General features: G+C 67.6%; 11 protein-coding genes and 1 pseudogene. 3 read left to right on the forward strand and 9 right to left on the reverse strand.

Going from position 1 to position 12,566, the window contains the following annotated elements:
• The 3 genes and pseudogenes from G8O29_RS14405 to G8O29_RS14415 form a co-directional block, all read left to right on the forward strand.
• Window positions 1-198, forward strand: a pseudogene (locus G8O29_RS14405) (Sec-independent protein translocase protein TatB); the annotation flags it as partial.
• The gene (tatC, locus tag G8O29_RS14410) at window positions 195-1,094 is read left to right on the forward strand and encodes a twin-arginine translocase subunit TatC (protein WP_166403929.1); all 900 of its coding nucleotides are present in this window, start codon (window positions 195-197) and stop codon (window positions 1,092-1,094) included. The pseudogene G8O29_RS14405 and the gene tatC, both read left to right, overlap by 4 nt.
• Complete coding sequence (locus G8O29_RS14415; RefSeq protein ID WP_367890184.1) at window positions 1,091-1,930, forward strand: ATP-binding protein; 840 nt, start codon at window positions 1,091-1,093, stop codon at window positions 1,928-1,930. Before tatC ends, G8O29_RS14415 begins: the two co-directional genes overlap by 4 nt.
• Before the next feature lie 84 nt (window positions 1,931-2,014).
• On the opposite strand, the gene G8O29_RS14420 is transcribed toward G8O29_RS14415, so the two are convergent.
• The 9 genes from G8O29_RS14420 to G8O29_RS14460 form a co-directional block, all read right to left on the reverse strand.
• Window positions 2,015-3,202, reverse strand: a complete 1,188-nt coding sequence (locus G8O29_RS14420; protein WP_207623844.1) for a M23 family metallopeptidase — start codon at window positions 3,200-3,202, stop codon at window positions 2,015-2,017.
• Between the two features lie 57 nt (window positions 3,203-3,259).
• Window positions 3,260-3,931: a protein-L-isoaspartate(D-aspartate) O-methyltransferase gene (locus tag G8O29_RS14425; protein ID WP_166403930.1), complete on the reverse strand. Its 672-nt coding sequence runs from the start codon at window positions 3,929-3,931 to the stop codon at window positions 3,260-3,262.
• A complete protein-coding gene (gene surE, locus G8O29_RS14430; RefSeq protein WP_166403931.1) occupies window positions 3,928-4,713 on the reverse strand; it encodes a 5'/3'-nucleotidase SurE in 786 nt (261 codons plus the stop codon). The genes G8O29_RS14425 and surE overlap by 4 nt, the downstream gene beginning before the upstream one ends.
• Before the next feature lie 149 nt (window positions 4,714-4,862).
• Window positions 4,863-5,669, reverse strand: coding sequence for a 5-deoxy-glucuronate isomerase (iolB, locus tag G8O29_RS14435; protein WP_166403932.1), 807 nt, complete (start codon window positions 5,667-5,669; stop codon window positions 4,863-4,865).
• Between the two features lie 10 nt (window positions 5,670-5,679).
• Window positions 5,680-6,591 carry a myo-inosose-2 dehydratase gene (gene iolE, locus G8O29_RS14440; protein WP_166403933.1) on the reverse strand — a complete coding sequence of 304 codons (912 nt, stop codon included), beginning with the start codon at window positions 6,589-6,591 and terminating at the stop codon, window positions 5,680-5,682.
• 7 nt (window positions 6,592-6,598) lie between these two features.
• Window positions 6,599-8,425 carry a 3D-(3,5/4)-trihydroxycyclohexane-1,2-dione acylhydrolase (decyclizing) gene (iolD, locus tag G8O29_RS14445; RefSeq protein WP_166403934.1) on the reverse strand — a complete coding sequence of 609 codons (1,827 nt, stop codon included), beginning with the start codon at window positions 8,423-8,425 and terminating at the stop codon, window positions 6,599-6,601.
• Window positions 8,422-10,332, reverse strand: a complete 1,911-nt coding sequence (locus G8O29_RS14450; protein ID WP_166403935.1) for a bifunctional 5-dehydro-2-deoxygluconokinase/5-dehydro-2-deoxyphosphogluconate aldolase — start codon at window positions 10,330-10,332, stop codon at window positions 8,422-8,424. The genes iolD and G8O29_RS14450 overlap by 4 nt, the downstream gene beginning before the upstream one ends.
• 76 nt (window positions 10,333-10,408) lie before the next feature.
• Window positions 10,409-11,245: a MurR/RpiR family transcriptional regulator gene (locus tag G8O29_RS14455; RefSeq protein WP_207623846.1), complete on the reverse strand. Its 837-nt coding sequence runs from the start codon at window positions 11,243-11,245 to the stop codon at window positions 10,409-10,411.
• Window positions 11,246-11,399: 154 nt separating this feature from the next.
• Complete coding sequence (locus tag G8O29_RS14460) at window positions 11,400-12,494, reverse strand: LysM peptidoglycan-binding domain-containing protein (RefSeq protein WP_166403936.1); 1,095 nt, start codon at window positions 12,492-12,494, stop codon at window positions 11,400-11,402.
• Window positions 12,495-12,566: the final 72 nt, after the last annotated feature.

Consider the following 12,566-nt stretch of genomic DNA (forward strand, 5'->3'; position numbering starts at 1 on the left):
GCACCGGCCGCTGCCGGCCCGGCCACGGCCGCGCTGTACGAAAAGAAGGCCGCGCGCAAGGCGGTGCTGGACGAGGCTGCGGCCAGGCTGCGCGCCATATCGGAGCCGACGCCGACCGGCGCCGCCCCGGCGCCGGCCGCCAAGGCCCCCGGTCGCCGCCGCAGGAAGGCCGACCCGCAGGATGGTGACGCCGCATGAGCGCGAAGGACGACATCGACGACAGCTCGGCCCCCCTGGTGGAGCATCTGGCGGAACTGCGCAACCGGCTGATCTGGTCGGTTTCGGCCTTCATCGTGGCGATGCTGGCCTGTTTCGTGGTGGCCGATCCGATCCTCGATTTCCTGCTGGGTCCCATCGAACGCGCGATGCGCGATCTGGGCAACCCGAACCCGGTGATGCAATACACCGCACCGCAGGAATATTTCTTCACGCTGGTCCATATCTCGGTGGTGGCCGGGCTGATGGTCAGCTTTCCGGTGATCGCCTACCAGCTGTGGCGCTTTGTGGCGCCGGGGCTTTACCGCAACGAGAAGCAGGCCTTCCTGCCCTTCCTGATCGCCTCTCCGGTGCTGTTCCTGCTGGGGGCGACCTTCGCGCATTACGTGGTGACGCCCATCGCGATGCGGTTCTTTCTGGGCTTCGCCGACAGCGCCTCGATCCTGTCGGTGCTGGCGCCCCTGGTCACCGATACGCCGCCGGATGTTCCGGCAGCCGCACCGAGCTCTGGCATCGAGATCATCTTCCAGGGCAAGGTGAACGAGACCCTGGACATCAGCCTGAAGCTGATCATCGCCTTCGGCCTGTGCTTCCAGCTGCCGGTCCTGCTGACGCTGATGGGCAAGGCGGGGCTTGCCTCGTCGCGCGGTCTGGCGGGGATGCGCAAATATGCCATCGTCCTGATCCTGATCGTCGCGGCCCTGGTCACGCCGCCCGACGTGATGAGCCAGCTGATCCTCTTCTTCGCCGTCTATCCGCTCTATGAGGTCTCGATCTTCCTGATCCGCCGGATCGAGAAGAAGCGCGAGGCCGAGCTGCGTGCCGAGGGCCTGTGGGACGAGGACGAGGACAGCGACGAGACGGAGAAGCCGGCGTGAACGACCCCCTGGACCGGATCGCGGCGGCGCTGGAACGGCTGGCCCCGGCGCCGATGCCCGCACCGGACTTCACGGCCGAGGCCTTCGTCTGGCATACGGGGCCCGACCGGCTGGAACCCGTCGCGCAGGTGGCGCGGGTGGACCTGTCGCTGCTGGTGGGCGTGAACCGGGCGCGGGACACGCTGCTGGAGAACACCCGGCATTTCGCCGCCGGGCTGCCCGCGAACAACGCGCTGCTCTGGGGCGCGCGGGGGATGGGGAAGTCGAGCCTGGTCAAGGCGGTCCATGCCGCCGTGCGGGCGGAAGGCCATGACCTGAAGATCGTCGAACTCAGCCGCGAGGATCTGCCCTCGGTCCAGCGCCTGCTGGCGCATCTGCGCGCCGCGCCGCACCGGTTCCTTCTGTTCTGCGACGACCTTTCCTTCAGCCACGATGACCAGCATTACAAATCGCTGAAGGCGGTGCTGGACGGCGGCATCGAGGGCCGACCGGAGAATGTGCTGTTCTACGCGACCAGCAATCGCCGCCATCTGATGCCGCGCGACATGATCGAGAACGAACGCTCCACCGCGATCAACCCGTCCGAGGCGGTAGAGGAGAAGGTCTCGCTGTCGGACCGTTTCGGGCTGTGGCTGGGGTTCCATCCGTGCAGCCAGGACGACTATCTGGAGATGATCCGCGGCTATTGCGCGGCGCATGGGGTCCAGATCCCCGAAGAGCGCCTGCGCGCCGAAGCGGTGGAATGGCAGGCCACGCGCGGGGCGCGGTCGGGCCGGGTCGCCTGGCAGTTCTTCTGCGACCTTGCCGCCCGCGAAGGGGTGCGCCTGCGGGCCTGACCGCGCGGACAGGCCGATTTCCTTCGGAAATCGGTCCGGAGCCCGCAGGGGCTCCGGTGCGGAGTTTTTCAAACTCCGCCTTCCCTACTGAAGGTAGCCCACCGGATCGAAGCTCTGCTTCGAGGTGTTGCGCACCTCGAAATGCACGAAGGGCGGATCGCCGGGTGCCACCTTGCCGATCGTCTGGCCGCGCTTGACCGTGTCGCCCTTCTTCACCGTCATGCCGTTCAACCCGACATAGACCGTCAGCAGGTCGCCCGGATGGCGGATGATGACGATACCCTTGCCGGTGGTATCCGACGAGATCACCGTCACCGTCCCCGCCTCGGCCGCCACGACAGGGCTGCCGGCTGCGGCGGCGATGTCGATGCCCTGGTTCTTCTTCGCGTCATAGCCGCGGATAATCTTGCCCGAGGCCGGCATCGCCATCTTCGAGGGTGTGGATTTCGCCGCACCGAGGTCCGGCGACGGCGGCGTGCCCTTGGGCTTGGTGCCTGTCGGCTCGGTCTTCTCGTCGGGCAGGGGTTTCTTCGCCGACGGCGGCTCGGGCGTGGGGCTGCCCGCCCCCGGAGGCGTGGGCACCGGTTCGGGGTTCGGCGCCGGACCGGTCGCGACCGGAATGATCAGCGTCTGACCTTCCCGCACCGCCATGTCCGGGCCAAGCTGGTTCCAGTCGGCCAGCGCCTTGGCCGAGACATTGTAGGTCCGCGCGATGGTGAAGGCGGTCTCGCCCCGCGCGACGCGGTGGGTCAGCGGCTGACCCGCGACCGGCTTCGAGGCCGCGGGCGAAGCCCCGCCTGCCGGTCGTGTCGCCGGGGCGGCAGTGTCCAGCGCCGTCGTCGCGATCGCGGTCACGTCGATTGCGCCAGCGGTGCCGCCTCCGGCCATGGGGGCGCTGCCGCCGATCACGACCGGCTGCGGACTGGCCGCCACGCGCCTCGGCAGCAACAGCATCTCGCCTTCGCGCAGGGGATCGGTCGCGCGCAGCGCGTTGGTCCGCGCCAGTTCCTCGGGGTTCATGCCCAGCCGGCCCGCCATGGTGGCGACGGTCTCGCCGCGCCGCGCCGTGGCCATCTGATAGCCGGGATAAGAGATGATCCCGTTCGCGTCCGGTGTCGGCGCCGCCGCAGTCGCCTGGCGTGCCGCTTCCGAGGTATCGCCGGCGCCCCGCCGCAGATCCCAGTCCAGCGCCCCGGTGTCGATGCAGCCCGACAGGGCCAGCGCGCCCGCGCCCATAAGGATGCCCGCCCGAAATCTTGTGGTTCTTGCCATCTGGTCCCGCCTGATCTTCCGTCGCCCGGGTTTGCCCCGGTTCTGTGGCCCCGCAGTCTACTCGGAGCCCATCCCCTCTACCAGTGGAACAAAGCGCACTGGGCGAAGTTCCTCGTAATCAAACCCGCGTGAGGTCCGCGTGACCTTGATCAGCGCCTGCACCGTATCGGACTGGCCGACCGGCACCACCATGATGCCGCCGGGCTTCAGCTGCTCCAGCAGCGGCCCGGGCGGATCCTCGGCCGCGGCGGTCACGATGATCCGGTCGAAGGGCGCCTGATCTGGCAGCCCGTGCGAGCCGTCGGCCGGGATCGCGGTGATGTTCACCAGGTCCAGCCGGCGGAACAGCTCGGCCGCCTCGCGCACCAGCCGTCGGTAGCGATCCACCGTATAGACCCGCCGCGCCAGCTGCGACAGGATCGCCGCCTGATAGCCGGACCCCGTGCCCACCTCCAGCACCGTGTCGCGCGGGCTGACCTGCAAGGCCTGCGTCATCAGCCCTACCACCGAGGGCTGGCTGATCGTCTGGCCGCAGGCGATGGGCAGCGGCATGTCCTCGTAGGCGCGGTCGGCAAAGATGTTGCGCACGAAGAGGCCGCGGTCGATCTTCTCCATCGCGGTCAGGACGCGGGTGTCGGTCACCCCGCGCGAGCGGAGGGCAAAGAGAAAGCGCATCTTGCGTTCGGCAAGCTCTTCGGAGGTCGGATGGTCCTCCGCTCCGTCGCTCATGCGAGCCGGGCCTCGAGGTCAGACAGCAGATCATGCGCCGTCAGGTCGGCGCGCATCGGCGTGACCGAGATGAAGCCATCCAGGTTCACCGCCGCATCGGTGCCGGGCAGGGTGGGCGTGTGCTGGTGCCCGCCCTTGATCCACAGGAACCGCCGGCCCGAGGGCGAGATATGCGGATCGACCGAGAAGGCGGTGTCGCGCCGGAAACCCTGGGCGGCCACCTTCATCCCCCGTGTCATTGCCGCAGGCAGGGGCGGGAAGTTCACGTTGTAGAAGACCCGGTAATCGGCTTCGGTCCAGAGCCCCTTGTCCAGCAGCGCCCTGACCACGCTCGCGCCATGCACCCGGGCGCTTTCGAACGGATCGGCCAGACGCGCATTCTCCGGCCCGAAGAACTGCGACAGCGCGATGGCGGGCACCCCCTGCAAGGCCGCCTCCATCGCCCCGCCGATGGTGCCGGAGTAAAGCACGTTCTCGGCCGCGTTGTTGCCCCGGTTCACGCCCGACAGCACGAGGTCGGGTTTCGCCCCGTCCAGCACGTCGTAGATCGCCGCCAGCACGCAATCGGCCGGGCTGCCTTCGGCGGCAAAGCGGCGCGGAGCAAGCTCGGCGATCATCATCGGGTGGGTGTAGCTGATGCAATGCCCGACGCCCGATTGTTCGAAGGCCGGGGCGACGGTCCAGACCTCTCCGTCCGGCCCGGCAATCTGGGTGGCGATCTCGGTCAGAACCTCCAGCCCGGGCGCGTTGATGCCGTCGTCATTGGTGATCAGGATGCGCATGGTCTGGGGGGTTCCTTCCGGTCTGCCCCTGATTAGACGAGGCCCGCGCGGCCTTCAAGGCAAAGGCGGCTGGTCGTGCGACGTCGTCTTCTCCTCGCGCGCGGCCCGGCGAGGACAAGCGACCACGCACGACGAGCGGACGACATCAGTCAGGCGTCGCGCTGGGCGATCCAGTCGTGATCGGGGTCGTTCTGGAACCGCCACTTGCGGATCGGCCCGGCCATGACGTTCAGGTAATACATCTCATAGCCATAGGGCGCCCCGCAGGGGTGATGCCCTTTCGGCACCAGCACGACATCGTGGTTCTTTACCGCCATCGTCTGATCCAGCGCCCCGTCCTCGGTATAGACCCGCTGGATGCCGAAGCCCTGGGCCGGGTTCAGCCGGTGATAATAGGTTTCCTCCAGATAGGTCATCCGGGGAAAGTCGTCCTCGTCGTGCCGGTGGGACGGATAGGACGACCAGTGCCCGGCGGGCGTGAAGACCTCGGTCACCAGCAGGCTGTCGGCCACCTCGCGGCCCTCCATCGCGATGTTGTTCACATGGCGCGTGTTCGTGCCCTTGCCACGCGGGGTCAGTTCGATCCCCTCCGGCCCCAGCCGCCGCGCCGGGTGGCCGCCCCTGCCGGGCGCCTTGCAGACGGCAAGCGTGCAGGGGGTGGTCGCCACCGCCCGCCAGCTCTGGCCGTTCGGAACGTAAAGACAATGCGGCGGGGTCTTCTCGAACACATCCATCCGCGCGCCCATCTCGCCCCAGTCCTGGCCCGCCGCCTGAACCGTCGCCTTGCCCTCGACCAGGACCAGGATCACCTCGGTCTCGCCGGTTGCTTCCTCGGCCACATCGCCCGGCTCCAGCCGGTAGAGCGTGAAGCCGACATAACCCCAGCCCGCATTGGCCGGGGTGATCTCGTGCACCTTGCCGCGGGTGCCGGTCGGGTGGCGGAGGAGGTCGGGCATGGCGTTCCCCTTACGTCGGGCGCGAATGGTCGATGGTCAGCCCGGCCTGGGCGCAGACCTTCAGGATGTGCTCGTAGCCCATCTTGGAATACTCGTAGGGCGGGGCCTTGGCCGGGTCCTGCTCGGCCTCGACCACGATCCAGCCGTGGTAATCCATCGCCTTCAGCTTGTCGGCCACCGCCTGAAAGTCGATGCAACCGTCGCCCGGCACGGTGAAGGCCCCGGCGATCACTGCATCCAGAAAGCTGCGGTTATTCGCCCGCACCTCCGCCACCACATCGGGCCGGATGTCCTTGAAATGGACATGATGCACCCGGTCCGCCCAGCGGTTCAGCACCCGCATCACATCGGCCCCGCCGAACAGCAGGTGCCCGGTGTCGAACAGCAGCTTCACCTCCGGCGTGGAGCCCTCCATCAGCGCGTTCACGTCGTCTTCGCTTTCGATGAACGACCCCATGTGGTGGTGGTAGGCCAGCGTCACGCCCTGATCCGCCATCCATTTCGCCAGTTCCGACAGCTTCGCCCCATAGGCCCGCACGTCGGCGGCGGCGAATTTCGGGCGGTTGTTCACCGGCACGGCGATGTTGCCCTGCACGGTGTTGGAACATTCCGCATAGACGATGCAGGGGGCCTTCAGCGCCGCGAACTGCTGGACCTGCTGGCGCACCGCCTCGATTTCCGTCTTCACGTCGTTGACGAGAAGATTGCCGGAACACCAGCCGCCGCACAGGAACAGCCCGTTCGCGGTCAGATAGGACCGCAACCCCTCGGTGTCCGCCGGCATCCGCCGCCCGCGTTCGACGCCGGTATAGCCGATCTCGCGCGCCTCGCGCAGGGCCTGCTCCATCGTGTAGGCGGCGGTCAGGTCCGGCAGGTCGTCGTTCTGCCAGCTGATGGGGGAAATCCCGATCCTTACGGTCATATTGTCCTCAGTTCACAAGCCTTTGGGCGCGGGCCGCCGCTTCATGTTCCTTGCGGGCCGCCAGCACTTCCTTGCGGGTAGAGACCTCGGGCACGCCGACCTCCCACCACGACCCGCCCGCGCCGGTGCCCGGACCGGGATCGGTGTCGATCACGATGACCGTGGGGATGCTGGCGCCGCGGGCATCGGCCAGAGCCGCCTCCAGCTCGGCGATCCCGCCCGCCTTCACCACCTTCGCCCCCATCGACCCGGCATGGGCGACAAAGTCGATCCGGCTCGCGTTCACATGCCAGGCATCGTCCAGCAGGTTATTGAACGGCGCGCCGCCGGTGTGCTTCTGCAAGCGGTTGATGCAGCCGAAACCGCGGTTGTCGGTCAGGACCACGGTGAAGGGCACGCCCATCATCACCGCCGTCGCCAGTTCGCTGTTGGCCATCATGTAGGACCCGTCGCCCACCATGCAGATCACCTCGCGGTCGGGCAGCGCCATCTTGATCCCCAGAGCCCCCGCGATTTCATAGCCCATGCAGGAAAAGCCGTATTCCATGTGATAGCCACCCTCCGACCCGCGCCAGAGCGTGTGCAGCACCCCCGGCATCGAGCCCGCTGCCCCCATCACCAGCGTCTGCGGCGTGGCCGCGCGGTTCACCGCCCCCACCACCTGCGCATCCGAGGGCAAAAGGTTGCGGTTCGGCGCCGCCATCACCGCGTCGGTCGCCTTGAACCAGGCCTCCCGCGCCGCGAAATCGGGGTCGGCAAAGCGGTGAGCGCCCAAAGCCGCCGACAGCTTCTCCAGCGCGACCCTGGCATCGGCGACCAGGGGCTGCGCGCCGCGCTTGGTCGCGTCATGCGGCTGCACGTTGACCGACAGGATCCGGCGCCCCGGTCGTTTGAAGATCGTCCAGCTGCCGGTGGTGAAATCCTGCAACCGCGTGCCCACGGCAAGCACCACATCCGCCTCGGCCGCCAGCTTGTTGCCGCAGTCCGAGCCGGTGACGCCCGGCGTGCCGAAGTTCAGCCGCTCCTCCCACGAGGCGATGCCCTTGCCCGCCTGGGTTTCCACGAAGGGGATGTTGTGGGTGCGGGCAAAGTCGCGCAATGTTGCCTCGGCACCGGAATAGATCACCCCGCCGCCCGCCACGATCAGCGGGTTCTGCGCGGCTTTCAGGGTTGCCACCGCAGCCTCCAGCTCGCGCTGGTCGGGTTCCGGGCGGCGGATGTGCCAGACGCGCGGCTGGAAGAATTCCACCGGGTAATCAAAGGCTTCGGCCTGGGTGTCCTGGCAGAAGGCCAGACAGACCGGCCCGCAGGTCGCGGGGTCGGTCATCACCTGCAAGGCGCGGGGCAGGGCGGTCAGCACGTGCTCCGGCCGGCTGATCCGGTCGAAATAGCGCACCACGGGGCGGAAGCAGTCGTTCGCGCTGACGATCCCGTCGCCGAAATCCTCGACCTGTTGCAGCACCGGGTCGGGGGCGCGGCTGGCAAAGACATCGCCGGGGATGAACAGGACCGGAATCCGGTTCACATGCGCCAGCGCCGCCGCCGTGACAAGGTTCGTCGCCCCCGGCCCGATCGAGGTCGTCACCGCCATCGCCTTGCGGCGCCGCGATGCCTTGGCATAGGCGATGGCCGTATGCGCCATGGTCTGCTCATTGTGCCCGCGCCAGGTGGGCAGCGCGTCGCGGTGGGCATGCAGCGCCTCGCCCAGGCCGGCCACGTTGCCGTGGCCGAAGATCGCCCAGACGCCCTCGATGAAACGGCTGCCGTCCTCGGCCTGTTGCAGCGACAGCCAGCGCACCAGGGCCTGGGCAGCAGTCAGGCGGATCGTGGTCATTTCTTCCCTCCCTCGCGCGCCGCGTCCCACAGGGCGCACAGCCGCGCATATCTCTCTACCATCACCGAGACCGCCGCCCCATCGGTGATCTCGCCCTTGAACCAGGCGCGCGCCGCGTCGGCAAAGATCGTGCGGCCCACGGCAAAGCCTTTCACCAGCGGTTGCCGCGCCGCAAGCCGGAACGAGGCGGCCAGGTCGGCCTCGGCGGCATCGAGGCCAAGGACCACGACGCCGCGCACATGGGGGTCGTTCCGTTCGATGGCGGCGCAGGCGTTCTCCCAGGCCTTCGCGGTTGCGAAAGGCTCCAGCTTCCACCAGTCGGGATAGATGCCCAGATCGTAGAACCGCTGGATCACCTGCGCGCTGGTCTCGTCCGTCACCGGGCCGACCTTCGAGGGGATGATCTCCAGAAGCAGCTCCAGCCGGTTGCGGCGCGCGGCATGGAACAGGCGACGGACGGTGTCCTCCTGCGCGGCCTTCATCTCGGCGCTGTCGTCGGGGTGATAGAAGCACAGCACCTTCACCACATGCTCCAGCGGCCATTCCTGAAGGCCGCCGAAATCCGGCCCAAGCTCGGGTTCCAGCGTCAGCGGGCGCGAGCCCGGCCATTCCACCGGCCGCCCGATCCACAGACCCGTGCCGGCAGCGCGATAGAGCGCCTCGCGCCCCAGACGGCTGTCGCAGAGGATGCCATGGCCCGGCTTGCCGTCCGCCACAGTCAGCGCGGCTTGCAGGCACAAGGCCTTGAACGCGCCGATCCTTTCCGGCGTCGCGCCCTCCATCTCCTCCAGCTGCATCCGGTGGTCGAAGGCGAAGACGCGCATCGTGGACCAGTCGCCATGCCGGTTCGTGGCCCAGTGGATCTGCTCCAGCGCCGCATCCTTGCGCAGGGCCTTTTCCACCACGCCGCGGCGCAGGAAGAACTGCAATTCCTCCCAGCTGGGATAGGCCGGGGTGCAGCCGTGGCGGCTGACCGCGAAGGCCCCGCAGGCATTGGCGTATGTCAGGGCGACCGGCCAGGGCTCGCCATCCAGCCAGCCTTTCAACAGGCCCGACATGAACCCGTCGCCTGCGCCCAGGACGTTGAAGACCTCGATCGGGAAACCGGGGCCGGTCTCGCCCGCGTCCAGACTGTCGGGGATCGCGCCGGTGAAGGCCACGGCCCCCATCGGCCCGCGCTTGCAGACCAGCGTCGCCTGCGACACCGCCCGCACCGCGCGCAGGGCCGCGATGGTGTCGGTCGTGCCGCCGGCGATGTGGAACTCTTCCTCGGTGCCGACGATCAGGTCGAACAGATGCAGCGTCGATTGCAGCTTGGCGGTGACGGCGGCGCTTTCGATGAACCGGCTTTCCCCGTCGCCATGCCCGGCCAGCCCCCAGAGGTTCGGGCGGTAGTCGATGTCCAGCGCCGTCTGCAACCCGTGCTTCCGCGCCAGCGTCAGCGCCTTCAGCACCGCCGCCTCGGTGCGCGGATGGCTGAGGTGCGTGCCGGTGGCCACGACCGACCGCGCCTCGGCGATGAAGCCTTCGTCGATGTCGTCCTCGCACAGCGCCATGTCGGCGCAGTTCTCCCGGTAGAAGATCAGCGGGAACTGCCTGTCGTCGCGGATGCCCAGCAGGACCAGCGCCGTCAGCCGTTCAGGGTCCGTCTTCACGCCCCGCACGTCCACGCCCTCGCGCGCCAGTTCCTCGCGGATGAACCGGCCCATGTGCTCATCGCCGACCCGGGTAATCAGTGCCGAACGCAAGCCCAGTCGCGCGGTCCCTGCCGCCATGTTGGTAGGGGACCCGCCGATGTATTTCTGGAACGACCCCATGTCCTCCAGCCGCCCGCCCACCTGCGCGCCGTAAAGGTCCACCGAGGACCGGCCGATGGTGATGACGTCAAGGGTCTTGGACTGGGACATGACGGGCAGCTCCGGCGGGGGCCGAGTCGCCCCTGATGATGGAATGTTTATTCCATTTCTCCGGGTCGGGAAAGCGCTAAGTGTCGCGCCGCGCGGCCACGGCGACGGCCAGCGACAGGGCCAGCGCGATGGTGGCGGACAGGGACCGGAAGGCGCCGAAGTCGATCTCGGTCACTGTCAGCACGATATCCGCGACCGGGGCAAGCCGCGTCGCGGGCGGATCTGTCAGCAGGACCACCGGCATCCCCGCCGCCCGCGCATCCGCGGCCAGGGCCAGCGTTTCCTCGGAATAGGGCGCGAAGGTGATCGCCAGCAGCGCATCGCCCGGCCGCAGCAGCGACCGCTGGCCCAGACCTGCGACTCCATCGTGCAACACCGCCGCAACGCCCAGCTTGTCGAAGACATAGCTCAGATAGCTTGCCACCGGAAACGACCGCCGGAAGCCTGCAAGATGGATCGTCCGCGCCCGCGCAAGCAGGTCAACCGCTTGAGTCAACGAAGTTTCATCCAGATCCCGCGCCAGAGCCTCCATCGACTGGCGCCCGGCCTCGACGAATTCGGCCACCAGGGTCGAGGCGTGGCCCGCCCCTCCCGCTTTCAGGTTGGCAAGCCGCGTCGCATAGTCCGGCATGCCGCGCGACAGGGCCTCGCGGAACAGGCGCTGCATCTCGGCATAGCCGGAAAACCCCATGATCTGGCAGAACCGCATCATTGCCGAAGGCGGCACCTCGGCCGCCTGGGCGACCTGTGCCACCGTGGACAGCGCGATGCTGTCCAGATTGCGCGCGACATGATCGGCGCATTGCTGCAACCGGCGCGGCAACCGGCCGTTCAGCTCTCGCAGCCGGTCCCGGAACGCCGCGACCGTCCGGGGCGGGTCGCGCGGGACGATGGGGTGCAGGTCGGTCGGCATGGCGGCTCTCGGTGGTGCGGCAGGGCCAACATAGCACATGGAACGAACGTTCCAAGCATCCATGTTGCGATCCGGCCCCTCCCGCCGCAAATGCAGAAGGCCCCGGTCGCCAGGACCGGGGCCTTCGGATGCAGGCGGGAGGAACCCGACAGGTTTACTGGGTCATCTTGTTGTATTCCGCCAGCCCGGTGGCCAGGATGTCATACCATTCGCCGGATTCGCGCATCTCGGTGATGCCGCGGTTCAGCATGGCGATATAGACCCGGCCGCGCGGATTGCTCTTCGAGGTCAGGAAGTGGTACGAGATGAAGGTGGCCAGGGCCGGGTTGGTCGCGATCTGGTCGGTCACACCAAGTTCCTTGAAGTTGGCCACCGAGGTTTCGGTCTCGATCGAATAGATGTCCACCTCGCCCTTCAGCAGCATGTTGGCGCAGTCGATCGGGTTCTTCGGCGCGACATATTCCACGATGGGCGGAGTCAGGCCCTGCACTTCCAGGTCGCCCAGCGGCCAGGCCTCGGGACGGCAGATCCTGGCGCCGGCATATTCCGCGAAGGACCGCGCATTGGCATATTTGCTGTCGGGCAGGGTGTTGAAGGTATAGGCGGCCTCGTAGATCGGCAGCGAGAAGTCGAACTCGGTGCACATCCGCGCCGAGAACTCGCCCAGCATGTCCAGCTTCGAACAATCCGGCGCTTCCCAGGCGATCGACACGTCGAAGGCGCCCGAGGGCAGCAGCACGTCGATATGCGACATCCAGTGATCGACATAGGCGACGGTATAGTCCCGGTCGTTGCCGCCGCGCTGCATCGCGGTGGCGGCCATGCGCACGAAGATGCCGCCGCCGGGCAAGGATTCGTCGGTGAAGGGCTTCCAGTTGTTCGAGGTGACGAACTTCAGCGGCGGCTCGTAGACGTTGGACTTCTTGGCGGTGGCCGCCTTCTTCTGCGTTTCCGATTCGATGACTGCACTCAACTGCTGGTCGGGCGTCAGACGGCCGTCCTCGCAGGGCAGGATCAGTTGCAGCCCGGCCGGCAGGCTGTTCGGGTTCGCGGCCAGCGCGTCGCGGTTGGCGTTGAAGATCATCTGGTAGTCGAAGGTGCCGTAGGCGGCCTGGGCGATCGAGCCCAGCGTGTCGCCGACCTGAACGGTATAGGTGGTGCAGGCTTGCTGCGCCGAAGCGACGAAGGGCAACGCAATCATCGCAGCCGCGAGGATCGGAAGCCGGTGCAGTTGCGAAGTGGTCTTCATGGCAGGGTTCCTCATCGTGTCTCTAGGGGGCTGATACCGTGCTGCTACAGAAACAATACCAAATCTGTTGCA

The organism is Rhodobacter calidifons, assembly GCF_011174775.1.
GTDB lineage: Bacteria > Pseudomonadota > Alphaproteobacteria > Rhodobacterales > Rhodobacteraceae > Tabrizicola > Tabrizicola calidifons.

What these genes read in the sequence shown, in the direction of transcription:
- tatC (WP_166403929.1), top strand. Translation starts at nt 195, where the DNA reads ATGAGCGCGAAGGACGACATCGACGACAGCTCGGCCCCCCTGGTGGAG.
- G8O29_RS14420 (WP_207623844.1), bottom strand. Translation starts at nt 3,202, where the DNA reads ATGGCAAGAACCACAAGATTTCGGGCGGGCATCCTTATGGGCGCGGGC.
- G8O29_RS14425 (WP_166403930.1), bottom strand. Translation starts at nt 3,931, where the DNA reads ATGAGCGACGGAGCGGAGGACCATCCGACCTCCGAAGAGCTTGCCGAA.
- surE (WP_166403931.1), bottom strand. Translation starts at nt 4,713, where the DNA reads ATGCGCATCCTGATCACCAATGACGACGGCATCAACGCGCCCGGGCTG.
- iolB (WP_166403932.1), bottom strand. Translation starts at nt 5,669, where the DNA reads ATGCCCGACCTCCTCCGCCACCCGACCGGCACCCGCGGCAAGGTGCAC.
- iolE (WP_166403933.1), bottom strand. Translation starts at nt 6,591, where the DNA reads ATGACCGTAAGGATCGGGATTTCCCCCATCAGCTGGCAGAACGACGAC.
- iolD (WP_166403934.1), bottom strand. Translation starts at nt 8,425, where the DNA reads ATGACCACGATCCGCCTGACTGCTGCCCAGGCCCTGGTGCGCTGGCTG.
- G8O29_RS14450 (WP_166403935.1), bottom strand. Translation starts at nt 10,332, where the DNA reads ATGTCCCAGTCCAAGACCCTTGACGTCATCACCATCGGCCGGTCCTCG.
- G8O29_RS14455 (WP_207623846.1), bottom strand. Translation starts at nt 11,245, where the DNA reads ATGCCGACCGACCTGCACCCCATCGTCCCGCGCGACCCGCCCCGGACG.
- G8O29_RS14460 (WP_166403936.1), bottom strand. Translation starts at nt 12,494, where the DNA reads ATGAAGACCACTTCGCAACTGCACCGGCTTCCGATCCTCGCGGCTGCG.